Origin of the sequence: Actinopolymorpha sp. B9G3 (assembly GCF_040120725.1) — a bacterium.
Taxonomy (GTDB): Bacteria; Actinomycetota; Actinomycetes; order Propionibacteriales; family Actinopolymorphaceae; genus Thermasporomyces.
In genome coordinates this window covers 32,505-56,909 of sequence record NZ_JBEEAB010000018.1, presented here as the reverse complement: position 1 = coordinate 56,909, position 24,405 = coordinate 32,505, and the positions used below count along the sequence as shown (strand labels likewise).

Below are 24,405 nucleotides of genomic sequence, written 5' to 3'. Positions count from 1 at the left end.
ACTCGCTGGCGCCGGTGGCCCCGGTCGTGGACAACCCGCCCGGCCAGCCCGGGCTCAGCTGGCGGGTCGCCCCGCACTCGGCCTCGGTGCTCCGGATGCGCGCGGTGCTGGCCGGCGACGACCAGCCGTCCGCGGTGCGTGCGCTCGCCCGGCACGGTACAGACGAACCCGCCGTCGCGGTGCTGGACGCGTGGGCGTACGTCGCAGACGTGGTGTCGTTCTACACCGAACGCATCGCCGCGGAGGGTTTCCTTCGCACCGCGACCGAGCTGTCGTCGGTACGCGAGCTGGCCCGCACCCTCGGCTACGAGCTGCGGCCCGGCGTCGCGGCGACCGCGGAGCTGGCCTTCACCGTCGAGGACGCGCCGGGCGCACCGGTGGAGGTGCACGTGCCGGGTGGTACGCCGGTGCAGACCGTGCCGGGTGCGGGACAGCTGCCGCAGACGTTCGAGACCTCGCAGGACCTTCCGGCGCGGGCGGTGTGGAACGCGATACCGGGAGCGTCGACGCGCCGGCAGGTCCCCGAGTTCGGTGACACCGAGATCTGGCTGCGCGGCACCGGCCTCGGTGTCCGCCCCGGCGACGCCGTGCTGGTGGTGGGTCAGGAGCGCGTACGGTACGGCCGCGCGGGTGAGTCGGCGCGGGTCCCGCACGACGATGAGCGCTGGGACTTCCGCGTCGTCGAGACCGCGAGGGAGGACCCGGACGGCCTGACCGGCTGGACTCTGATGCGGGTGCGACCCCGCATCGGCTACCGGCGCAGCGCCGAGCTCGTCGCGCAGGAGGACGTCCAGGTCTTCGCGTTCGCCGAACGAGCCAACGTGTTCGGCTGGAACGCACCCGACCCCAACCTGCTGCGCGGGCCGGGCGACACCGGCGTGCCCGGCACGACGGACCCCGACTCAGATGGCGTCCTCGAGTGGGAGAAGTACGGCCTGACCGACCACGGCGACGAGGACGTGGTGGAGCTGGACGGCGACCACCCGCGGCTGGTCGGCGGCGACCACACCCGGGTCGCGGACGCTGCCTGGGTGGTACTGGAACGCAGTGATTACCGCGAGCTGTACCGCGTCGAGCAGGTGGTCGCCGACGGGACCGCCCGCTACGGCATCAGCGGCCGGATCACCCGGGTCCGGGTGGACCTCACCGAGAACCTCACGACCTTCGGCCGGCGGGAGACGCTGGTGCACTGCCAGTCGCGACTGCTGCCGGCGACGCGGGCGCCACGGCTGGAGGGCGGCCGCGGTCCCGAGCTGGACCTGAAAGCCACCGACCCGCCGCTGCCGGCCGGCCGCAGGGTGCTCGTCACCGGTTACCCGCCCGGCGCCCCTGCACCCGGACCGGCGACAGCGGCGGCTGCGCACCCACCGCCGATCTGCGAACCGGCCACCGTGCTCGCCTGTGTGGTGGTCGACGACCCCGACCCAGCCGGCGAACCGCTCATGCGTGTCACCCTCGACCGGGAGCTCTCGACCGCGGTCGATCCCCAGACGTTGCGGGTGCTGGCCAACACCGTCGACGCGACCCATGGCGAGACCGTCGGCCAGGTGCTCGGCAGTGGAGACGGCCGGGCGCCGTTCGCACAGTTCCAGCCCCGCCGTACTCCGCTCACGTACGTCCGCGCGACCACCGCGGCGGGGTCCCGCAGCACCCTCGAGCTCCGGGTCGACGGCGTGGCGTGGACCGAGGTGGAGTCGCTGGACACCGCCACCGGCTCCGACCGGGTGTTCGTCGTCCGCCACGGCGAGGACGGCGCGGTGCGGCTCGTGCTCGGCGACGGTACGCACGGCGCTCGGGCGTCGACGGGCGCGGAGAACGTCACCGCCACGTACCGCGTCGGTATCGGAGCCGACGGCGCGGCGACGCCGGGTCAACTCAGCCTGCTCACCCGCCGCCCGTTCGGGATCCGGAGCGTCACGAATCCCGGACCGGCCCACGACTGGGCACCACCGGAGACGCTCGCGGACGCCCGGCGGAACGCGCCGCTGCGGATCCGTACCCTCGACCGGGCCGTCTCGGTGGCCGACCACGAGGACTTCGCCAGCGGCTTCGCCGGCGTCGGAACGGCACGCGCGGACGCCGTGTGGGACGGCCGGTCGACGATCGTCGCCGTCAGCCTGCTCGGCACGGCCGCGACACCGGCAAGTGCAGGTCTGGTGGAGGACCTCCGCACCGCGCTCACCGCCGCCCGCGACCCGGGCACACCGCTGGAACTGCTGCACGGAGACCTGCGCTGGTTCGGGATCCGGGTCGAGATCCGGCACGACCCGGCGTACGAACGGGCCGGGGTCGAGCTGGCCGTCCGCGAGGCGCTGGCCGGGACGCTCGCGCCGGCGCTGCGAGCGTTCGCCGCCCCCGTGACCGCGGCAGCCGTCCTCGTCACCGTGCGGTCGACGCCCGGTGTCGTCGCCTGCACGATGCCGCGGCTGTTGCCGTTGCCCGGTGGGAGCGCGAACCCGTCCGCCGCGGTTCCGGTGCTGCCGACCGACGCGAGCGCCGCCGACGTGCTGTCCGCCCTGCCGGCCCGGTGGGAGGACGGCGACCTGCTCCCCGCCCAGGTGCTCGGCCTTTCCTCCGGGGGCGTGGAGATCGGGGTGATGGCCCAGTGAACGGGTCCGGTGCGCTCGAGGCGCAGGACGCGCTCGCCCCCCTGCTGAGTCGGCTCCCGACCCATGTGGTGGCGCGGGATGCCGAGGCGGGCGGAGTCCTGCGCGCCCTGCTCACAGCGGTGGCGGCCGAGCTCGACCTGCTCGAGAACGACCTGGACGACCTGTACGACGCGTGGTTCGTCGAGACCTGCGCGGAGTGGGTGGTGCCGTACCTCGCGGATCTCGTGGGTCTCGCCGAGGTGCCGCCCGACCTCGGCACCGGCACGACCCGTCGCTCGGTCGTCGCCAACACGGTGGCGTACCGGCGGCGCAAGGGCACCGCCGCCGTCCTCGAGCAGGTCGCCCGCGACGTCACCGGCTGGCCGGCCCGGGCGGTGGAGTTCTACCGGTTGCTCGCCGCGACCACCCACGTCAACCACGTCCACCTCGAACGCCCCGCGACCGCATCGCTCCGCGACGCCCAGCGGCTCGAGCTCCTCGCCCTCGACCAGGCCGGCACGGCGACGCTCGCGCCCGGACTAGACCCGCTGCCGCACACCGCCGAGGTACGCCGGATCGCCAGCCGGCGAGGAAGGTACGGCATCCCCGACATCGGCGTGTTCCTCTACCCCGTCCAGGTGTACGAGGTCGGTGCATCGGGCACCGCGTCGGACCTCGCCGCGGACACCGGCGCCGCCGGCGGATGGTCGCAGGCCCGCGCATCCGGCAGCGGGTTCAAGGTCGACCCGCTCGGACGGGAAGTGCCGTTGTTCGCCGCACCCGCGGGCGACGACGCGGCCGGAGGGATCGAGCACCTGGCCGGGGAGGCCGACCTGCCCGTGCCGCTGCGACCGCGCCGCCTCCTCTCTCTGCTCCAGGCCGCGCGCCGCGATGACCTGGACGACGCGCAGCTCCCGATCGGCGTACGCATCGGCGTCACCGGCACGGCCCTTCCCCCGGACCGGATCCGGGTCTGCGGGCTGGAGGACGTCGACTCCACGCCGGGCGTCCGTGCGGTCATGGTGGACGCCCAGACCGGACACCTGACCTGTTACGAGGGTGGCGAGGTCATCCGACCGGCGAACGTCTTCGTCCGCTATGCGTACGGCGGGTTGGCCGACGTGGGCGCCGGCAGCTACGACCGGTCTGACGGCCACGAGGCTCTCCTGGCGGCGGACCGCTACGACGGGCGGCCCGGCACCGACCGGCAGTTGTCGGTCCGCGCCGGGGCGGTCGCGTCCATGGTGGAGGTCGGCTCCCTGACCGACGCGCTCGACCGGGTCCACGACGAGTGGGCAGCGGTCGACGGCAGTTCTCCCGCGGGTGGCACGTACGTCGTCTCCGTCGGCGACAGCGCGTCGTACGTCGATTCGCTGCGGGTCGACCTCCCGCCCGCCACCCGGCTGGTCCTCGTCGCGGCCAGCTGGCCGACGCGGATCATGCGTAGCGGTGAGGTGCTCGCACCCACGCCCGGCGCGTACGTACCTGACGGCCTGCGCCCGCACGTCCTCGGCTCGCTGACGGTCACCGGTGGACCCGGCAGCAGCCTGGTCCTGGACGGCCTGGCCGTCGAGGGCGACCTGGTGGTCGAACCCGGTCGGCTGGGTGCGCTGACCGTGGCGCATGCGACTGTCACGGGCCGGATCCAGGTCGAGGGTGCGGACGGCGGCACGAACGGCGACCTCCAGGTCCGGATCGTGCGCGGCATCGTGTCCGGGATCGAGCTCACGGCGCCGGTTCCCGTCCTCTCGATGACCGACAGCGTGGTCGACGGTGCTGCCCCGTCGCTCCTGCCCCGGACCCACGCCCGCCGGGACGCGATGGCGCTGGCCGGCGCCGCCGCGGTCAGCGGCGCCGCCGTGCACGCGTCGTTCGAGGGGTGCACCGTGCGCGGAGACGTGGAGGTGCGGTCGATGGACGCGTCGAGCTGTCTCCTCGACGGCGCGGTGACCGTCGAGCACCGGCAGGTCGGGTGCCTGCGCTACTCGTTCGCCGGACCTGGCTCACGGACCCCACGCCGGTACCAGTGCGTGCCGGCCGAGCCTGGCGGCGAGGCGATCGCGCCCGTCTATGCGTCGGGTGACCTGGGGTCGCCGGTGTACCTGGCGTTGGCGGCCACCTGTCCGTCGGTGATCCGTACCGGCGGGGAGGGCGAGGCGGAGATGGGCGTGCACCACCACCTACGCCGGCCACTGCGCGCCGCGGCGGCCGCACGTGCGCTGGCGCCGTACGTGCCCGTCGGTGTCGAGATCGGGATCTTCGGAAGCTGAGCGCGGAGTACGGAAACGCGGATGCGGAGCTAGGGGAGCGGACATGCAGGGTGACTTCAGCCGTTGGACCTTCGACCCGCGCGAGGGTTACCGCTCGGTGCTGCTCCAGCAGGGGCGGGTGCTTCTCGACGCGGACTGGAACGAGCAGGTCGAGCTCACCGCGTACCACGACGAGACGCGCACCCGCGACATCGTGGGACGCACCGGCGGTCCTGCCGCTGACGCGGGGTTCGGGATCGTCGACTCCGCCGGCGGCGCACCATCCGGCACGACCTGGACCGATCTGCGGATCACGCCGGGCCGCTACTACGTCGACGGCATCCTGTGCGAGGCCGGCCCGGACGGGACCGGGAGTCCAGGGGTCCCGCTCACCGACCAGCCGTACCTCGCCGCCATCGGTTCGTCCGCCGGGCTGTCCGAGCCGTCCACGACCGCCGGTGCGCGGTACGCGCTCTACCTGGACGTGTGGACCCACCACGTCACCGCCGACGAGGAACCGTCCCTGCGCGAGCCCGCGCTCGGCGGGCCGGACACGACCACCCGCGCCAGGACGGTCTGGCAGGTCCGCGCCGTCGAGATCTCGGGCTCACTGCAGTGCTCCGACCTGAACGACCCGACCTGGCTCCAGGTGACCCGCGGCACCATGACGCCGTCGTTGCGGCAGGCGGCTCCCGACGAGGACCCGTGCCGGATCACGACGTCCGGCGGGTACACGCGGCTGGAGAACCAGCTCTACCGCGTCCAGATCCACGACGAGCAGGGCGGCACGCCGCGCTACCTCTGGTCACGAGAGAACGGCAGCGTCGTGGCCGGACTCACCGCGATCGAGGCCACGGTCGCGACCGGGATGGACGCCGAACTCCGTCTCGACCGAGTGGGCCGGGACGACGAGTTGTCGATCCGCGAAGGCGACACGGTGGAGGTGACCAGCACCGACCGGCAGTTGCGCGGCCTGCCCGGACACCTCGCCACCGTCGGCGTTCCCGACGGGCTGAGGCTCCCGGTGGCGTGGACCGACGGCGCGCCGGCCAGCCGGGCCGCACTGGGCCGCGCGCCGATCGTCCGCCGGTGGGAGGGACCGCCACGCGACGCGAACACCAGCCCGGACGACCTGGAGGGCGGGATCCGGGTCACGTTCGACGGCGGGGGCGCCTACCGCACCGGTGACTACTGGCTGGTTCCGGCGCGGACGGTGCGGCTCGCGTACGGCCTCACCGCGCTGTCCGGGACGCTCGACTGGCCGACGGACGCCGACGGCGACCCGGTGCCGGCGCGGCCGCTCGGTCCGGTCCACCACGTGGCACCGCTCGCGGTCGTCGAACGGACGTCGTCCGGCTGGACGCGGGTGTCGGACTGCCGCAGGTTCGCACCGTCCCTGACCGACCTCGTAACCCTCGACCTGGCAGGCGGCGACGGGCAGGAGTCCCTTCCGGGTACGCCCCTGCCGGAGCCGGTCCGCGTGGTGGTCCGCAACGGCGGGCTCCCGGTCGTCGGTGCGCGGGTGAGATTCACGGCGCAGAGCGGGACGGTCGCCGACGCCACGGGATCCGGATCGCAGCGCGACGTACCCACCGGCCCGGACGGTGTCGCCGCCGTCCGGTGGACGCTCAGCAATGCGACCGGCGCGGCTTCGACGCAACGACTGGTGATGCAACGCCTGGACGACCACGGCGTCGGCACCGGCGTCCAGGTGATCGTCACCGGGCGGCGCAGCGTCGCGTCGCAGGTCGCGTGGACGCCGGTCTGCGACGGCTTCGACGGCACGACGACGGTGCAGGACGCACTCGGCCAGCTCGCCACCACGGTGGAACTGCGGCTGCAGGGCGGGGACGGGCAGTACCTCCCGCCGAACCGCAAGGTCCTGCCCGAGCCGGTCCGCGTGATCCTCGACAGCCCGTGCGGCCCGGTCAAGGGTGTCGAGGTCACCGCCGAGGCGACCGAGGGCGCTCTGGTCGCGCCGGCCAAGCCGGGCGAGGCACTTCCGGACAGCTTGGAGGCCGTCCACGCGGAACAGCTGGCCAGGGCAGCCGCCGAGTCCGACGGGGGCGTGGCGTTCTGGTGGCAGCCGTCGTTCGCCCAGGGCGCCGCCAGCGACACCCTGACGATCCGCGTGGACGGCGACGGGACACGAGCACCCGTCGTGGTGACCGCGCAGCGGCCGCAGTCTGGTCGCGCCGACCTCCCGGGCGTGCACGTGGCGGGGCTGGAGCTGCTCGGAGTCCGCGAGTTCGCCAACGACGACGTCGTCAAGGCCGGCGAACTCGCCGAGGGGATCCTGGTCCAGCTGGACGGCCCGGTCGCCCAGGACACGGTCCGGGGAAAACCCGTCGTCCGCGTGGTCCTGGACCTGCCGTGGCCGCTGCCGGGCGAGATGGACACGGTCTGGCCGGACATGCCGCCGGTGGGGTTCCGGCCGATCGAGCTCGACGCGGAGTGGAACGCCGACAACGACATCATCGTCTGGAGGCCCGCCGGCGAGACCGTGCAGTGGCTGACGGAGCGGCTGTTCGAAGGTCTGCGGCGCCACGTCGGCTGGGAACGTCCGCTCATCGGGCGATTCGTCCTGGACGGCTGGGCGATCGTCGGTGAACGCGATCCCGACCTGCACCTCAACGGCCACGTCGTGACGGCGTTGGACGGCAGCGGGCGCACCGAGTACCTCCTGCCGAGCGACGACGCGGTAACCGGCGGCCCGTTCGTCCAGTGGTTCCGGCTCACCGAATGAATGCGGCGAACATCCGATGGCCGCGCTGACGCCGACCCGCACCCGCCGGGCCGACCGGTCCCACGACCGGCCGGCCGAGCGGGCACGTGCACCGGCATCCGAACCCGAACCCGCGAACGGCGCACACGGCGGGCACGATCTCGCAGCGCTACCCGCCCCTGCGCCCCGCGAAGTCGCCCTTGCCTGGCCGGTGCAGGCGAAGCTGTCGGTGAGCAGCCCCGGCGATCCGCTCGAACGGCAGGCGGACGCCGTGGCGGCGCGGGTGAGCCGTGGCGCTGCCGTCCCGTCGGCGCCACCGGGCGACGCGCCCTCCACGCCCGGGCAGGTCCTGCGGCAGGTCGGCCCCGCGGACGTACCGGCATCGACGGGTGGCCCGGTGCCCGCCCGCGGACCCGGTGTTCCGCGGTCGGTCGAGGCGCTCGTCGCCCGGCCGGGTGGTGGTCAGCCGCTGGACCCGGGCGTACGAGCGCGGATCGAGCCGCACCTGGGCACTGATCTGAGTAGCGTCCGCGTCCGCCGGGGTCCGGAGGTCGACGCGGCGGCCGCCGCTCTGCAGGCCCGGGCATTCACGTCCGGTGGGACCATCTACCTCCGCGCCGGCGAGTCCGCGTCGGACGCGTCGCTGATGGCGCACGAGGCGACCCACGTCGCCCAGCAGAACGCCTTCACCGTCCACCGCTCGACCCTCATGCGGGACTTCGACTTCTCGCTGCCCGACGTCTCCCTCCCCGAGGTCGGGATCCCGGACTTCGTCCTGCGCGGGGTCACCTCCGCGGCCCGGTCGATTCCTGGCTACACCCTCCTCACCCAGATCACCGGCAGCGATCCCCTCACCGACGAACCCGTCCAGGTCAGCCGCGAGCAACTGGTCGAGGAGCTGTTGGCGTACGGCCCGTTCGGCGCGGCCGTCGGTCAGGTGCTCTCGGCCGTCGACGTGCTCGGCGACGTGTTCGACCTCGTGACGGAATCCCTTGCCCAGCACAACCTCACGACCGCCCGCATTGGGAGGGACATCGACGCGGCCTGGGCCGAGCTGTCCGTCACCGAGGGCATCGACGGCAACGTGGCGATCGTTCGCCGCTATGTCAACGCGATCTTGACAGACGTCCGCAACTTCGTCGCGGCCATCGTCGGACGGGTGATCGAGATCGTCCGAACCGCGGCGGTCGGAGTCGTCGAACCGCTCCTGCAGACACCGGAGATCGCTCCGATGTGGGACCTCGTCCGGAAGGTGTTGCACCACGACCCGCTGCGGGACCAGCCGGTCGAGGCGGCCACGGTCGACATCCTGGGCGACTTCCTGCGGCTGATCGGGCAGGAGGACGTGCTGGCGCAGATGCAGGAACGCGGCACGCTCCAGGAGACCGCCGACTGGCTCGACATCCAGTTCGCCACCTTCGCCACCCTGCTGGGCGCACTGCGCGCACTGTTCAGCGATGCGTGGGAGGCGATCCAGCCAGAGAACCTCCCCGACCTCCTGACGAACCTCGGATCCCTTGCCACACGTGCGTTCGACCTCGTCCGTGGCATCGCCGACTTCGCGACCACCGTCATCGCCAAGGTGCTCGAACTTGTCAAGCACTCCTTGCTCGGCTGGCTCTCCACGTACGCACACCAGATCCCCGGCTTCCACCTGCTCACCGTGATCCTGGAGCAGAACCCCTTCACCGGCGACGTCGTCGAGCGAACGGCGGAGAACCTCATCAAGGGATTCATCACCCTCCTGCCGGGCGGCGAGGCGACGTACGACCAACTCGCGGAGTCCGGCGTCATCGGGTCGGCGGCCGAACGCATCGAGACCGAGATGACCAGGCTCGGCATCTCCGTCGAACTCATCACGAGCACGTTCCTCGGAATCTGGGACACGCTCTCACTGGACGACCTGCTCGACCCGATCGGGGCGTTCGTCCGCGTGGTCGAGCGGTTCGGCGACCCTCTCGCCCGGATCGTGGAGTTCGTCACCGTCGTGGTCGAAGTGGTCCTCACCCTCGTCCTGCAGCTGATGAACTTCCCGTCCGACCTGCTCGCCAGCATCATCGCCAACGCGATGCGAGCCATCGAGGACATCCAACGTGACCCCGTTGGATTCCTCGTCAACATGCTCGACGCCCTCAAGGCGGGGTTCACCGGCTTCTTCGACAACATCGGGTCGTACCTGCTGCAGGGCCTGGTCGACTGGCTGTTCCGCGGCCTCGGACAGCTCGGCATCACGCTGCCCACCGACCTGTCGCTGCAGTCCATCCTCGGTCTCGTCCTCGACGTACTCGGCGTCAGCGTCGAGATGCTCTGGCAGAAGCTCGGCGAGCACATCGGCGAGGAACGCGTCGCGATGATCCGCGGCGCGATCGACACGCTCACCGGGGCTTGGTCGTTCATCCGGGACGTGCAGGAACGCGGGCTGACGGCGATCTGGGAGTACGTCGTCGACCAGTTGAGCGGCCTCTGGGACACCCTGCTCGGGATGGCGCGGGACTGGATCCTCACCGAGATCGTCCAGAACGTCACAGCGCGGCTGATCTCGATGCTCGACCCGACCGGCGTCATGGCGATCGTCAACAGTTTCGTCGCGTTCTTCAATGCCGTGCAGTCCGCGATCGAGTACCTGCGGGACATCCTCGAGATCGTCAACCAGTACGTCACGACATTCGCGGAGGTGGCCGCCGGCAATATCGTCCCTGGCGCGGAGATGATCGAACAGGGCCTGGCCAACGCCGTCCCGATCGCCATCGGCTTCCTCGCCAACCAGGTCGGCATCGGCAACGTCCCGGAGAAGATCGTCGAGATCATCCAGAGTCTCCGCCAGCTGATCGACCAGGCGCTGGACTGGCTGTTCGAGCAGGCCGTCCGCCTCGGCTCCGCCGCCCTCGCGGCGTTGACCGGCGCAGGCGGTGGTGCTGCCGAACCGGCCGGAACACAGCCAGCGTCCGGCGCGGCCGGAGACGTGCGCTCCCAAGTGGCGGCCGCCCTGCTGACCGAACTCTCTGCCGCGCACACGAGGGAGCAGGTCACACCGATCGTCGCGGGGGTCGAGCAGCGGTTCCAGTCACTGGGCGTGCACCGGATCGTCGTCGGGGAAACCGACGAGACGGGCGGCTATCCGATCCTCGTCGAGGCAAGTCCACTTGAACCGGCGGTGCTCATGCGGCTCGCCCGACCAGGTTGGACCGTTCGCGCGGCCGCCACGCTGCGGTTCAGCCGGGCCGTCACGCTGGAATCACCCCGGCAGTTCTACGCGGCGACAAACAGACGTGGCGCGATCGCACACCCTGACGTTGGCGGTGCGGTCCAGGTGGCACAAGGGGACTTCGACCTACCCGGCGCTCAGCTCGTGCATCCCGAGGCGGGGCCGGAGCGCCGGACAACGGTCCCGGCTGGAGAGCGTCTCACCACCGACGTCCTCCAGGTGGTGAGCCAGAACTTCCGGCTGCCACCGAACGCCCGCGAGCACAACAACCACTCCCACGCCGAGTACAAGCTCGTTCACCAGGTACTGAGGGACGTTCCTCGTGACGACTGGTCCGCGCTGCACTCGGTGGAGTTGGAGATCAGCCGGATGCCGTGCGCGATGTGCTGTCAGACACTGGCCGGGTGGTTCGACCGGTTCACCGGTGCGACTGTCGCGCTGACCTGGACCCACACGCACCCAGAGCAGTTGGGGGATTTCGTCGACTTCCCCACGTCCACCTCGGACCTCCAACTGCTGGAGCGCCCGAACGTCATCCGGACGGGACCCGATGCCCTCTTCGCCACTGCGGAGGAGGCCAGCCGAGCCGCCAACGCGCGTGCCGTACCGGTGCGATGATTGCCGGCGTACCGGTTACTTCCGGCCGGGGACGGTGCGGCCGGTCTTCGCGAGTTCCCAGCGGGTCGCCGCGGCGACGTCGGCCGCGTTGACCTCGCCGCGGTCAGCCCCCAGGTACGCCGCTGTCAGTGCGGCGGCCGCGATCCCGCCACCCGGCAGGTCGACGCCCGCGAGCTTGCGCGGGTCGAGTCCGGCCGTCGGCGTCTGGGGTGGGAACGCCCGCCGCCACATCGCCTCGCGGGCGGCGAGGTCGGGGTACGGGAATGTCACCACGACCCGGAGCCGCCGCAGGAACGCCTGATCCAGAACGGATCTCGCGTTGGTCGTGAGCACCGCCAGGCCGCGGAACGACTCGATCCGTTGCAACAGGTAGCCGACCTCGAGGTTGGCGTAGCGGTCGTGGCTGTCCCGCACCTCCGTCCGCTTGCCGAACAGTGTGTCCGCCTCGTCGAAGAGGAGCACCGCGGCGCTGTCCTCGGCGGCGTCGAAGACCCTGCGCAGGTTCTTCTCGGTCTCGCCGATGTACTTGCTCACGACCTGGCTGAGGTCGACGACCACGAGGTCCAGCCCGAGGGCACCGGCGACGACCTCGGCCGCGAGCGTCTTGCCGGTGCCACTGGGCCCGGCGAAGAGCGCAGCAGTCCCCAGTCCGCGCGCCGAGCGGTCGGCGAAGCCCCAGTCGTCGAGCACCGTAGCCCGGTGTCGTACGCCCGCGACGAGCGCGCGCAACTGGTCGAGGCGACCCGCCGGGAGCACGAGGTCGTCCCAGCCCGCCCGGGGTTCGACGACCTGCGCCATCCCCGCGAACCTGCTCCGTGCCCGCGTCCGGCAGGCCTCCCAGAGTGCCCGCCCGCGCCCGACGTCCTCAGCGGCCGCCTCGATGTCGGCGACGGCCAGGTCGAACACGCCCGCGGTGGCGAGCGTCGCGGCGTCGTCCGGGCCGGGCCGCGTGCCGCGGTGCCGACGCAACGCGGCCGACAGCATCGCGTGTCGCTCCTGGACTCCGAGGCGGGGAACACTGACCCGGACGGCCCCAGCGGGGGCGGTCGTGTCGTCCGTCGCCAGCAGCACGGCGGGGACGCCGAGGCCGGGAAGCGCACGCAGGAGCCCGCCGACCTCGTCCGCTCGGGCACCGTCGAGATCGATTGCCCACGCGCACCCGGCCAGTACGGACTCGCGTTCCATCAGGCGCAGGAGGTGGTCCCGGTCGGCTGGTGCACGCGGGAGGTCCGTGGCGGACACGACGAAGAGCCGTTGGCCACCGGCCGCCTGACCCGCCGCTGCCGCGACGGTGGTGAGGTTCTCCCGCTGTGGTCCGCTCAGCACGACCAGCCGGCCGTCGGCCCAGGCTGCCGCGACGGCGTCGGCCGCCTCACGTAGAGAGTCGGCGAGCTCGACCGCGGTGCTTGCCGGCCGGGCGACCGCGGCGAGCTCGGGATCGAGGTAGCCCGCGCCGACCAGGTGGTGGAGCACCCGTTCGGCCACCAGCAGCGGCGTACGAGTCAGCGAGGTCGGGTCGAGCAGCCGCAACAACTGCCACCGCCGCAACGGGGCGGTCGGCGTCATTGCGCCCCAGGAGGCCTCGGGAAGAGTCGACAGAGCGAGTGCGAACGTGGGCCGCGGGTCACCACCGACAGCCGCGATCTCGTCAGCGGTCGCCGCGACGAGTTCGGGCCCGGCCGCGAGAAGCAGAGCCGACCGCTCGAACGTCGTCAGGCCGAAACCCTGCACCACCTGGTCCAGGGCGCTCGGACCCGGCAACCGCTCCTGCGCGCACGCTGCGGCCGCCCGCGCTTCGTCAGGTCCGGGTCCGTTGACCTCCCCGGCGCGGTGCCGGAGCAGCGCGCGCAGGACGCCGAGCTCGGCGACGAGAGCGTCCCGGTTGGCCTGCTCCCACGTGGCGCTGGTGGTCTGGGTCATGGCGCCGGAAGCGTGACGGACGGTGCGGCGTAGGTCTCACCCACGAGGCCGGGCAGGCTGTCGACCCCGTCCACCTGGAGACGCACGAGCCACCGACCCTCCGGGATGTCGTCGGAGGGGACGACGAGCGACGGCTGCGGTGCCTCATCGTCGGGTAGCGGCGGCAGGACGAGGGTCACGTCGGTGGGATCCTCGGGAGAACCGCCTGACAGCCGGCCGAGGACCACGGTGGCACGCTGTCCGGCCTGCAGTGGCGGGCTGACCGCGAGGGTTACGGCGTCGGCGTCGATGCCCGTCACGTTCACGGAGGGGCGGACGACGAGAGGGACGGCGTTGGAGGTTGCGACGACTCGGGACGGTGCTCCGGCCGGGCCGGCCGGGGACCGGTGGGTCACCTGTACCGCGTGTACGCCCGCTGGCACCGTGTCGGCGACCACAACCCGCACCTCGTCCGCGGTGGCTCCGGGCTGCGGCGCGAGGGCCACCGGGCCGATCCTGACCCCCGCGCCAGGCCCGAGGAGGCGGCTGCCGCGGACGACGACCGTCGATCCGGTCCCCACCGCCTGGTCCGCGGGGTCGGTCGTGACGCTCGCAAGCCGGGGTGGCCCCGAAGGGCTCACCGTCAGAGCCCGCCGACGAACCGGCAACGCCACCTTCGGTGTCACGTCCGCGGCGATCAGCACCACTGTGGCGAGGTAGGTCAACGACAGCTGGTACGGCGTGTCGAGCATTCCCCACAGGTTGGACATCTCCTCCAGCGACAGCGTCGCCGGGGAGAGCTTGACCAGCTCCACCTCGTCGGCGAGGTCGGACGCGGCCAGGAACGGCGTCTCCGTGTCGTCGCCGCTGTAGAGATCCAGGGCGGCGGTCACGACGCCCCGGGTGAGCATGGAGGTGGCGGCCAGGGCGCCGACGACCCGGCCGAGCAGCCGCTGCGGTTCGAGCCGCGTCTCCTCGCCGTAGCAGGTGAGGAGGTAGTGCAGGTCGAGGGCGGCGATCGGACGCTTGACGGTGGAGCCGTCGCCGCGTCGCGTCGGCAGGTCGGTGAGGTTCCACGCGTGGTTGGGGGTTCCCTGGTAGCAGTACACGTTGATGCCCGCACTGCCGGCGAGATCGGTGGTCACCAGCTTGGCGGGGTGCAGCGTCGTTACGGCCGCGTCTCCGACCTGCCCGGGGTGCGTACGTTCGAGGGCCCGGTCGAGGACGTACCTGATGGCCGAGGTGACCGCAGCGATCGCCAATGAGTTGCTCATCCGCGCTCCCGGCGGCGGGTGAGGTAGCCGGCGTGGTCGACACGGGTACGGCCGGACCGTGGGGTGGGCGGCGACACCGGAGCGGGGGTGGGTGGGGGCGCCGGTGCCCTGGTCACGACGACGCGGTCGATGTGGACGTTCACCTCTGGTGCTGCACGTCCTGCCGGAGCGCCACGATCGGCTCGCGGTCCGGACGCCTCGGACCCGTGGCTGCGGACCTGTCCGGTGCGTACGCTCACGGTCCCGGCCGCCGGTGGGTCGCGGTGTCTCGCCGGCGAGCCGTTCGGGGTGTCGTCGACGACCACGATCTCGTCGCGGGACACCGCACCCCGGTCAGCCAGGTGCGGGAGGACGTGGGTTCGCAGCAGGGTCGCCAGATCGGGTACCGGTGGACGCGTGTTTCCCGTGGCGCGTCGCGCGGCCGACAGTGGCTCGCCCGACGTGGCCGCCGAAGCTGCCTGACTGGCCGGCTCGGGTGCTCCGCGAGGCTGCTGCCGACGCCGCGAACCGGGCTGCTGCTGGACGGCGGGCGTCGATCCGGCGGGTCGCGGAGGGGGCGTGGTGGGTGTCGAAGCCTCCTGAGCCAGCGGCTGCCGTCGGCCGTCCAGTTCTGATCCGGCCGGTGCCCCTCCGGAGGGATCGACACCGGGTCGGTCCCGCTCCGGGCGGGTCGCGGCGATCAGTGGCGTGGACGGGTGCGGGCCGCCCGGCGAATCTGTCCCGGGACGCGGTGCGACGTCGGGTGGGGTGGTGCGCCGGAGGGGCAGGACGGCCGGAGGGTGGGCTGGTCCGGGGCGTGCCCGCCCACCGTCGATCGGGGCGGACGGGTGCGAAGGTACGCCGTACGCGGGCTGACTGGACCTCAGCCGGTCCGGGAACCGCGGGTCGATGGCACGGTCACGGGTCTCACTCGACACCTCGGGCAGCACGAAAGCGGGTAGCTCCGTCACGTCTGCGTGCTGGGTGCCGTTCGGAAGCCATCCTCGCGCCGGCCCGCCGGTACCTGGGTCCGTCGCTGTCTCGTACGGCTGAGGCTGGCGCACCGCGACGGGCACTTCCTGGCCGGACGCTCGCGCTGCCATCCGCGCGAAGAACGCGCTCACCGGGCACCTCCTCGGGCGAGTTCGAGGTAGGTGCGACGTCGGACCGGTGTGAGCGCGAGCACCTCGGCCTCCGCCCATCCGAACGCGGCGGCGAGCTCGGCGACCTCGGCGAGGATGGCGGGTGCGGCGTACGCCACCCGGTCCCAGAGGAGAGCGGCGACGTCCAACGGCGCGGCCACCTCGGTGCCGCAGGACGGGCAGGCCGTACGCACGACGACCGCCGCGGACCCGGCGAGTTCCTCGGCCGCGGCGTCCACCAGCGTCAGCGCGGCCTCGTCGAGGCCGTCGGCATCGACCGGGGCGTTGTCCTCGGCGCGGACACAGCGGTTCAGGAGCTCCCGCGCGGGGTCGTGTGAACCGCCGGCGGCGACCAGGTCCCTCGTCGTCGGTGCGCGGACCAGCAGCCTGCGGCCGCCGGCGAGTGCGACCGCGGACTCCGCGCCCACGGACTCGTCCTGGGACGCGGCGACGACGGAGGCCATCGGTAGCTCCACGTCGAGCAGCTGCCCACAGCTGTGACACGTCAGGATCCCCGGAACCACAGCACCGAACTCCTCGGCGTAGAGCCGGGCGGCCAGCGACGCGACCACCCCGATCGGGAGGTCGAGGGCGGTGTCGAGGTCGTCGACCAGCCCTGCCCGGTGGAGGAGGACCGTGCCGCGGGCAGCCGGCGGCACACCGGCAGCGTCCTCCCACGCGACGAGCAACCGCCCGGGATCGCGGAGAGCGCCCATTGGCCGTCCTTCCGGTCAAGGTGCCGAGAGGTCAGGGCTCGACGAACGACGGTTCCGTCGGCTCGGTGACCGCGTAGTCGCGTTCCCATCCCTCGTTCTCCAGCTTGAGGCTCTGGATCGCGACGGCGTTGGCGTTGGCGTCCAGCTCCGGCAGTGACTGGAACTCCGAGACCCAGCAGCGGAACACCTTGTACGCAAGGGCCAGCTGGCCCGCCTCGTTGTAGACCTCGATGATGATGTCCTTGCGGAAGTCCTTCAGCGAGGTCTCGGCTCCGAGCCCGGAGCCGAAGTTCCACACCTTGTTCGACCACTGCTCGAAGTCCTGGTCGTGGGTCACACCGCGTTCGAGCATGATCGCCTCGAACTCCGAACGACCGGGTGACTTGCGACTGCTGCTGGGGTCGCCGCCGTGCCGGTGGGCCACCACCTCGGTCGTCCGCTTGAGGGCACCCACCTTGCTGATGCCGGCGACGTACCGGCCGTCCCACTTCACCCGGAACTTGAAGTTCTTGTACGGGTCGAAGCGGGTCGCGTTCACCGTGAACTCGGCCATGCCGCCCCTCCTTTCCGCGTGCCGCTCAGGCCGACGCGCTGGTGGTCTTCTGCTGGATGCCGATGACCACGAACTCGGCCGGCTTGAGCGGTGCGAAGCCGACGAGGATGTTGACGATCCCGCGGTCGATGTCGTACTGCGTGGTGGTTTCCCCGTCGCACCTGACGAAGTACGCCTCGCGCGGCGTGCGACCCTGGAACGCGCCCTGCCGGAACAGGTCCTGCATGAACGCGCCGAGCGTGGTGCGGACCTGCGACCACAGGGGTTCGTCGTTCGGTTCGAACACCACCCACTGCGAGCCGCGGTAGAGACTCTCCTCCAGGAACAGCGCCAGCCGTCGCACTGGCACGTACTTGTACTCGTCGGACAGGATGTCCGCGCCGCGTAGGGTCCGCGCTCCCCACACCACGGAGCCGACGCCACGGAACGTCCGCAGGCAGTTGATGCCCTTCGGGTTCAGTGCGCCGTTCTCGGAGTCGGCCAGGTTCACCGTCAGCCCACTGGCCCCCGCGAGGCCGGCGTCGATGCCCGCCGGCGCCTTCCAGACGCCCCGGGACGCGTCCGTCCGCGCCATCACACCGGCGACCGCGCCACAGGGTACGAACTCGCCGACCGCGCCGTCGCGTAGGGGATCGGGGCGGCGGATGCGCGGGAAGTACAGAGCACCGTTGCGGGCCATCTCCCCCGAGAGGCCTCGGGCGGCGAGCCAGGCCTCCACCGTTGTGTGTGTCGCCGTACCGGGTGGGTCCACAAGGAGGAACGCGCGACGGTCCCGGCAGAACGACAGGGCCGTGGCCCACAGGGCGTCCGGCAGGTCTCCCGCCGGACTCGACGGCGGCAGGCACAGCAGGGTGAACAGGTCGGCCTTCGCCAACGCGAAGAGGCCCTTCTTCCCGCTCGCGAACGTCGTACCGTCGTCGTAGTCGTCGGCCTGGAGAGCGGCACCGTCGTCGCCCTGAGCGGTGGACGCCACCACGTAGGTTCCCGCGGCCGGCCGGTCGGCGGGCAGCGCTCCCGCGGTCGAGACGAGCTGCGAGGCCCGCAGCACCAGGTCCACGCGGCGCGGGCCTTCGACCACGGTGAGGTTGAGGAAATCCTCGCGCAGCCGTGGGGACTCTGCCGGCCCTTCACGGAGGGTCAGGTGGAACAGGTCGTTGGCGTCCACGCCCTGTGCGGCCGCGACCTCGGCCGCGTCACCGGCGGACGGATGGGTCACGTCCACCTCGAGCACGTTTCCCCAGGAGCCCGGCCCGGACGCCGTGAGTGCCAGGCCGTCGACGTCGAGCTCGGCGCTGGTGGCGCCACCGGCGAGCCGGACCACGAGTGCACTGCTACCACCGTTCAGGTAGTAGTCGCGGACCGCGTAGCCGAGGCCACTCTCGCGCCAGAGGCCTCCGAAGACGCGCTCGAACTCCGCGAAGGAAGCGATCGACACCGGTTCGTCCACCGGCCCTCGCGCGGCCCGCCCGACGAATGCGACGATCGACGTCGCGACGCCGGTGATGGCGCGGCTACCACTGGGGATCTCCTGGACGTACACGCCCGGGTAGGTGAGTGCTGCAGGCATCGCAGGCTCCTTCGACGATGATCGCCTCGGCTCCTCACGGTGCCCGAGTGCCGTCACCTGCTCGTCACACCCGCGTCACGGGCTCGGTGACGCGGCGGTGACACCGCTTTGACGGCGCCGGCGCATTGTGGACGTACGAAAGCAGGACAGTCCCGAGGAGGTCCCCATGGTCGACGTCTCCGTGACCGCGTCGGTCAAGGTGCAGGGCGGGCCCACGATGCCGCTCGGAGCGAGCCTGGCTCCGGACTCGTACACCTTCGCGTCGAGCTCGCTCGAGGCTGCAGGGGGAGCCGACGAGGTGGAGGTCCCGCTGTTGCCCGACGGTGGCACGGTCGCGTTGCTGGCGCTGAGGGCGACAACCAGCGGTGGTTCGGGGCAGGGCTCCGCCGCGACCGTCACCGTGACTCCGAGCCACGGGACGACGAGCGGCGACCCGATCGTCGTCGACGGAACGCTCCTCGTGGCCAATCCCCATGTGCTCGCGGCGCTCGTCACCGACGGACCGCGTGGTCTGACGGTGAAGAACGACGGCCCCGATCCGGTCGCCGTGGACGTTCTCGTCTGTCTCGACACCCCTTAGCTTTCCCTGTGCACCAAGGGCAGCCTTCGCCACCCGCGCCCCGTCGACCAGGATCGCCAGCCGTCAGACGGTGAATGGGGTGACGACCCGGCCCTTGTCGAGATGGATGGTCTGGTCGGCGTTCTCGATCGTGCTCTGCCGGTGGGCGATGATCAACGTGGTGCGCCCGGCCAGGTGGTGGGTCATCGCGTTGTGGAGCGCGGCTTCGGTCAGTGTGTCCAGGTGAGCGGTTGCTTCGTCCAGGATCACGATGGCCGGATCGGCGAGGAAGAGCCGGGCGAGGCTGAGTCGTTGACGTTCTCCGCCGGACAGCCGGAAGCCGCGATCACCGACCGTGGTGTCGAGTCCTTGCGGGAGGGTGTCGATGAGGGCGGCGAGCTGGGCGCGACGCAGGGCCTCCTTGAGGTGGCGGTCGGTCGCCCCGGGCCGGGCGACCGTGAGGTTGTCCCGGAGGCTGGCGTGGAGGACGAAGACGTCCTGGGTCACCATGCCGATGGCCCGGTGCCGCGAGGTCGGAGACAGCTCGGCCAGGTCGAGGTCGTTGATCATGATGCGACCTCGGGTCGGCTGGTGCACCCCGACGGCGAGCAGTGCCGTGGTGGTTTTGCCGGCTCCGCTGGGTCCGACCAGAGCCGTCGTACCACCAGGCACGAGAGAGAAGGTGAGGTCGGCGACCGCCCAGTCGTGTTCGCCGACGGTGGGAGTCTCCGCGGCGAGGTCAGGCAGGGTCGCTGTTCCGGGCGCGGGATGCCGGAACCACACGTGCTCGAACGTGAGCCGTCGCGCCGACGTGTCGAGCTTTTGCTGACCTGCCGGCTGGTGGACCGGCATGTCCAGCACCGCGAAGATCTTCTCCAGTTCGATGATGCCGCCACTCAGGCTGAGCCCTTGGACGCTGATCTGCACGAGCGGGTCGTAGATCAACTTCACCAGGCCGGCCATCGCGACGACCTGTCCCACCGAGGCACCCTGCAGCGCGCCGGCAGCATAGGCGCCGGCCACGCCCAGAGCGGCAAGGGCGGAGGTGAAGAACTGGGATCCGTAGAAGTTGTTGTTACGTCGAATCACGGCCGCCGTGATCTTGGCCGCCCGTGCGGCGAATTCCGCGGATTCGGCGGGGTGTGAATGGAGCAGATGCCTCGACACGGCACCTTCCACATTGAGCCGTTCGGTGAGGAAGTGCTCGACCTCGCTCGTGGCGGCGGTCTGGTCGCGCCCGGCCGTAAACAGGCGCTTGGTGAACACCCGGAACGGGATCATGAACAGTGGCACCATCGCCAGCACGACGACGACCGCGCTCACGTTGATACTGCCCAACGTGACCACAGCCAGGACCAGCAGCACTCCCTGACCGACCAACGCGCCGAAGATCGACTGGATCAGGTTGTTGGCCGCTGAGGGGCTGCGCGTCAGCCGGGAAACCACTGCGCCGGCCTTGGACTGGGCATGGAACGCGTACGGCTGGGCGGTGATCTGGTCGAACAGCGCCAACCGCAGCGCCTCGGACATCCTGGCACCGACCTCGGCGCCCCAGGCGTTCGCAACGGCACCCACCCCGGTGGCGATCAGGCCGAGTGCCAGCGCTACGCCGGTCCACGTCATCGCGACCGTGGTGGCGCCCACCGCCAGTCCATCGTCGACGACCCGCTGGAATGCCAGTGGGACCGCGACGGCGAGGAGCGCCGACGCCAGCAACAACGCGATGAACAGAGCAAGCCTCGACCGCTGTCCGGCCAGGAAACGGCGCAGGCGAAGCAGAAGGGAAAGATGCATCAGGAGCCTCCACTGTGATGTCAGCAGCGAGGCCCAGGCTCTCTGTCAGGGCTGGTGGCGGCTCTCGGGCGACGCTGTCACTCGATCGGACATGATCGTCACCCCCTTCCACACCTGACGCCCGCACCGTAGCAACGCCCGGGGAACCCTGACAAACAACTTTCCCACCGCGTCCGCTGACCGCCGGAAGGCCAGTTCAGCCGCCGACACCAGGCGGCCCGTCCAGCACCGTGGGAACGTACTCGAGCAACTGGAGCCGGCCGTCGAACGTACGGCTGTCAACCAGGTCGAGTGCGATGTCGCGGTACCCGTCGAAGATGCGCTCCTTCCCGGTGGCGCCGGTGATAACAGGGAAGACGACCACACGGAAGCGGTCCACCACGCCGGCTTCGAGCAGCGACCGGCACAAGGTGAGGCTGCCCAAGGTGCGCAGCGGTCGGGAGTCGCGCCGCTTCATGTCCCGCACGGCCTCGACGGGGTCCCCGTCGACCAACTCCGTGTTGGCCCACGACAGTGGTGCCTTCAAGGTGGAGGAGAACACCACCTTGGGCAGCGCGGTCAACGCGGCAAAGCCGGGATCGTCGGCCATCTCGGCGGCGAACCCGGACATCAGCCGGTACGTCGTCGCACCCATGAGGGCGGTGTGCTCGCTTTCGGCGCTTTCGTTGAGCCACGCCAGATACTCAGGCCCTTCCATGCCCCAGTAGCCGGGCCAGCCGTCCGCGGACGCGTAACCGTCGAGGGAGATGATGAAGTCCACCATGAGGCTCGACATCGTTCTTTCCGTTCCTTCCGCCGGGCGTGCAGTGTCAGTGTGGTGACCGATGGCGAGAAGGGAACTCATCGGTCTCGGGCTGCCGATCCACGCAGCACCGCTACCGGTTCCTCCAGCACCGGATAGCTGCCGATGCCGGAAGAGAACCTCCAGGACGTATCCTTCACCTCTTTGGTCACTCGGCGCGCTGTCCGACACGGAGGACGCTCAGGTAACGGCGTGATACCAGGTCGCCCATCCGCGTGCGGATGCGTTCGGCGATGGCGTCGAGCAGGGGCTCACGGACGTCGCGGTCGAGCCTCCGGTACAGCGACGTCGAGCGAAGGAGATCGGCAAAGCCGTCGCCGTTGAACCACTGAACGGTCGGGTACCAGCGCACGATCGTGGGGCCGAACAAGCCGCCGGGATCGTCGACGAGTCCCCAACCCTCGTCGGTGGTGCGTACGTCGTCCTCGAGTGGCGGATGACCCCAGCCGGGGTTCCCGGGGGAGAACCGCTCGTGGAGATCGGCGGTCTCGGCGTACACCTCCGGCTCTCCCGGCCGGCGGACAACGACGTTGCCGAGCAGCGCCATCCAACCACCGGGGTAAAGCACGTCGTGCGCTCGGCGCCAGCCAATCGACGGGTCGACCCAATGCCACGCCGACGCAGCCACCAGGGCGTCGAAGCGTCGACCGTGGTCGTCCCACGTCTCAAACGTCGACGCCTCGACGTCGACGTTGCCGAACGTAGCGAGCCGTCGGCGAGCGAGTGCGGCCATTCCCGCGCCCGGCTCGACGGCGGTCACTGAGCACCCGAGCGCCGCCAGCGAGCGCGTCGCCTGGCCGGTACCGCAGCCCACCTCGAGCACCGACGACCGTTTGTCCATGCCGGTGACAGTGACGAGGTCCGCGAACAGTTCATCGGGATAGCTCGGTCGAACTCGGTCGTAGAGTTCCGGCACCTCGTTGAACACCCGACCGAGATCACGTCGATCCGCCTCTGCCATCGCACCATCCTGCCGAAACTGTCGCCGCCTGCCGACCCTGGGGAAGCCTCCGTACCGTTGAACCTCGCGCAGTTTGAACCGGGCCGTCCGACGTGCGCGCGTCCCCGCGGTCATCGGTGGCGTCTGGTCAGCCATGTCACGACCTGCGTGCGGGATCTGAGTCCCAGTTTCATGAGGATGTTCTCGACATGGGTCTCGGCTGTACGCTGCGAGATCACCAGGGTGTTGGCGATTTCCTTGTTGGACTGGCCTCGTGCGATGAGGTCGGCGACCTCTTGCTCCCGCTTGGTCAGTCCGGCTTGGGGTGGGTGCGCACCTGTTGGCTCGGTGGCGGTCGGTGTCGCCTTCTCGCCGAGGGCGTAGGCAATCGCATCCTTCTGTGACATCGACCGCCCTTTTGGATCGCGGCCTCGAATGCCTGGTCTCCGAGGGCATTCCGGCTACGCGTCCTGCACGTCTCGCTCCCTGCGAGCAGAACCTTGATGCCTGCCAGCGGCCTGCCGATGAGTTGCCACATCTTCTCCGCCGCCCCGAACAGCACACCGGCGCGTTCGGCATCTCCCTCCGATGAGGACACGAAGGCCAGAAGCTCGATGACGAAGGGGAAGCCCAGTGGATCCTCGAACTCCCGCTTGGTGCGGAGTGACTTTCGCAGGTGGACGCCCGATTCCTGATGCCTGCCGCCTATCCACAGGATGGCGCCGAGGTGCCAGTCGATCCACGAGCGTGTCCAGCGCTCGTCCAACGCGGCGCAGATGGCACGACCCTCGGACAGAAGCGCCACGGCGTACTCAATGTCTAAGTGTGCGGCAACCCAGGCTCGTTGTGCGAAGACCAGGAGACCAGGAGCGGTCCAGCGGTCGGAGCTGCGCTGGCGGTCCAGTGCCTCGTCCAGCAACACCTCACCGCGGACCACGTTGTTGTCGAACGTTTCCGCCTCGCCGAGGAACTGCATGGCGTAGGTCGTCTCGGTCTCGTCGCCCAACGCGCGCGAGAGGGAAAGACTCTCCTCGAGATGGGCCAAACTTGCCTCGTTGTCGCCTTGCAGGTATCCGATCCAGCCGGCCCGCCACAGTGCCCTGGCGCGCTCTTTCGTCGGGCTCGCGTCGAGGGCCAGGATTCGGTCGAGCCAGTAACCCCCGTCGCGCACGAACCCACAACCGACCCAGTAGAACCAGAGCGCTGCACCCATTCGTAGACCTGTTCGTCCTTCACCTGGGGTGCTGCAGCAGTAGTCCAAGGCTTGCCAGAAGTTCGCACGTTCCCACCGCAGGCGCTGTAGCCACTCCAGCTGTCCCGAGCCGCACGACTCCGCGTCGGAGGCCTCGGCCAGCCGTAGGAAGTAGTCCCGGTGCCGCCGCAGAAGCGCAGCTCGCTCGCCGCGTTCGGCCAGTCGCTCGAGGCCATAGTGCCGGATCGTGTCCAGCATCCGGTATCTCGCCAACGTGCCGCGCTGGTCCCGGATGACGATGGACTTGTCGACCAGGCCGGCGATCCCGTCCAGCACTTCGGCGGCGGAGCGCTGATCGTCGGCACACACAGCTTCCGCGGCCGCCAGGTCGAAACCGCCGACAAACACCGAGCATCGAGCCCACAGCTCCCGCGCGGACTCCGAGCACAGGTCGAAGCTCCAGTCCACCGTCGCCCGCAACGTCTGATGCCGCGGCAAGGCGGCACGACTCCCCCCGGTCAACAGTCGGAATCGGTCCTCCAGCCGTGCAAGGATCTGCTACGGCGCCAACACGCGCATCCGCACAGCGGCTAGGGCGTGTCC

The 24,405-nt window shown here is 70.8% G+C and carries 16 protein-coding genes; 5 read left to right on the top strand and 11 right to left on the bottom strand.

Translation table 11 applies throughout. From position 1 onward, the window contains the following. Nucleotides 1-14 precede the first annotated feature (14 nt). The 4 genes from ABNF93_RS26015 to ABNF93_RS26000 are packed head-to-tail and all read left to right on the top strand — an operon-like array spanning nt 15 to nt 11,385. Entirely contained in the window at nt 15-2,609 is a 2,595-nt protein-coding gene (locus ABNF93_RS26015; protein ID WP_349330810.1) for a baseplate J/gp47 family protein, read from the top strand. Then, nucleotides 2,606-4,858: a phage tail protein gene (locus tag ABNF93_RS26010; protein ID WP_349330809.1), complete on the top strand. Its 2,253-nt coding sequence runs from the start codon at nt 2,606-2,608 to the stop codon at nt 4,856-4,858. Before ABNF93_RS26015 ends, ABNF93_RS26010 begins: the two co-directional genes overlap by 4 nt. Before the next feature lie 43 nt (nt 4,859-4,901). Then, the gene (locus ABNF93_RS26005) at nt 4,902-7,583 is read left to right on the top strand and encodes a DUF6519 domain-containing protein (RefSeq protein ID WP_349330808.1); all 2,682 of its coding nucleotides are present in this window, start codon (nt 4,902-4,904) and stop codon (nt 7,581-7,583) included. Nucleotides 7,584-7,599: 16 nt separating this feature from the next. Next, the gene (locus ABNF93_RS26000; protein WP_349330807.1) at nt 7,600-11,385 is read left to right on the top strand and encodes an eCIS core domain-containing protein; all 3,786 of its coding nucleotides are present in this window, start codon (nt 7,600-7,602) and stop codon (nt 11,383-11,385) included. 15 nt (nt 11,386-11,400) lie between these two features. On the opposite strand, the gene ABNF93_RS25995 is transcribed toward ABNF93_RS26000, so the two are convergent. Genes ABNF93_RS25995 through ABNF93_RS25970 form a run of 6 tightly spaced genes read right to left on the bottom strand, consistent with a single transcriptional unit; the run spans nt 11,401 to nt 18,515 of the window. Beyond that, nucleotides 11,401-13,305, bottom strand: coding sequence for an ATP-binding protein (locus ABNF93_RS25995; protein ID WP_349330806.1), 1,905 nt, complete (start codon nt 13,303-13,305; stop codon nt 11,401-11,403). Then, nucleotides 13,302-14,558, bottom strand: coding sequence for a Pvc16 family protein (locus ABNF93_RS25990; protein ID WP_349330805.1), 1,257 nt, complete (start codon nt 14,556-14,558; stop codon nt 13,302-13,304). Before ABNF93_RS25990 ends, ABNF93_RS25995 begins: the two co-directional genes overlap by 4 nt. Then, nucleotides 14,555-15,661, bottom strand: coding sequence for a hypothetical protein (locus ABNF93_RS25985; RefSeq protein WP_349330804.1), 1,107 nt, complete (start codon nt 15,659-15,661; stop codon nt 14,555-14,557). Before ABNF93_RS25985 ends, ABNF93_RS25990 begins: the two co-directional genes overlap by 4 nt. After that, nucleotides 15,658-16,395, bottom strand: coding sequence for a hypothetical protein (locus ABNF93_RS25980; RefSeq protein ID WP_349330803.1), 738 nt, complete (start codon nt 16,393-16,395; stop codon nt 15,658-15,660). Before ABNF93_RS25980 ends, ABNF93_RS25985 begins: the two co-directional genes overlap by 4 nt. Nucleotides 16,396-16,426: 31 nt before the next feature. Beyond that, nucleotides 16,427-16,948 (bottom strand): phage tail protein, encoded by a 522-nt coding sequence (locus tag ABNF93_RS25975; RefSeq protein ID WP_349330802.1) that lies wholly within the window; start codon nt 16,946-16,948, stop codon nt 16,427-16,429. 25 nt (nt 16,949-16,973) lie between these two features. After that, a complete protein-coding gene (locus tag ABNF93_RS25970; protein ID WP_349330801.1) occupies nt 16,974-18,515 on the bottom strand; it encodes a phage tail sheath family protein in 1,542 nt (513 codons plus the stop codon). A 166-nt stretch (nt 18,516-18,681) separates the two neighbouring features. Between ABNF93_RS25970 and ABNF93_RS25965 the strand changes: the two genes are divergently transcribed. Then, nucleotides 18,682-19,095, top strand: a complete 414-nt coding sequence (locus ABNF93_RS25965; RefSeq protein WP_349330800.1) for a hypothetical protein — start codon at nt 18,682-18,684, stop codon at nt 19,093-19,095. Between the two features lie 63 nt (nt 19,096-19,158). On the opposite strand, the gene ABNF93_RS25960 is transcribed toward ABNF93_RS25965, so the two are convergent. The 5 genes from ABNF93_RS25960 to ABNF93_RS25940 all read right to left on the bottom strand — a co-directional run bounded on the left by ABNF93_RS25960 (nt 19,159) and on the right by ABNF93_RS25940 (nt 24,300). Continuing rightward, complete coding sequence (locus ABNF93_RS25960) at nt 19,159-20,868, bottom strand: ABC transporter ATP-binding protein (RefSeq protein ID WP_349330799.1); 1,710 nt, start codon at nt 20,866-20,868, stop codon at nt 19,159-19,161. 196 nt (nt 20,869-21,064) lie between these two features. Further along, the gene (locus ABNF93_RS25955) at nt 21,065-21,643 is read right to left on the bottom strand and encodes a dihydrofolate reductase family protein (protein WP_349330798.1); all 579 of its coding nucleotides are present in this window, start codon (nt 21,641-21,643) and stop codon (nt 21,065-21,067) included. A gap of 175 nt (nt 21,644-21,818) precedes the next feature. After that, nucleotides 21,819-22,631: a class I SAM-dependent methyltransferase gene (locus ABNF93_RS25950; protein ID WP_349330797.1), complete on the bottom strand. Its 813-nt coding sequence runs from the start codon at nt 22,629-22,631 to the stop codon at nt 21,819-21,821. A 110-nt stretch (nt 22,632-22,741) separates the two neighbouring features. Further along, nucleotides 22,742-23,017, bottom strand: a complete 276-nt coding sequence (locus ABNF93_RS25945) for a response regulator transcription factor (protein WP_349330796.1) — start codon at nt 23,015-23,017, stop codon at nt 22,742-22,744. Next, a complete protein-coding gene (locus tag ABNF93_RS25940) occupies nt 22,921-24,300 on the bottom strand; it encodes an ATP-binding protein (RefSeq protein WP_349330795.1) in 1,380 nt (459 codons plus the stop codon). The genes ABNF93_RS25945 and ABNF93_RS25940 overlap by 97 nt, the downstream gene beginning before the upstream one ends. Between the last annotated feature and the right edge of the window lie 105 nt (nt 24,301-24,405).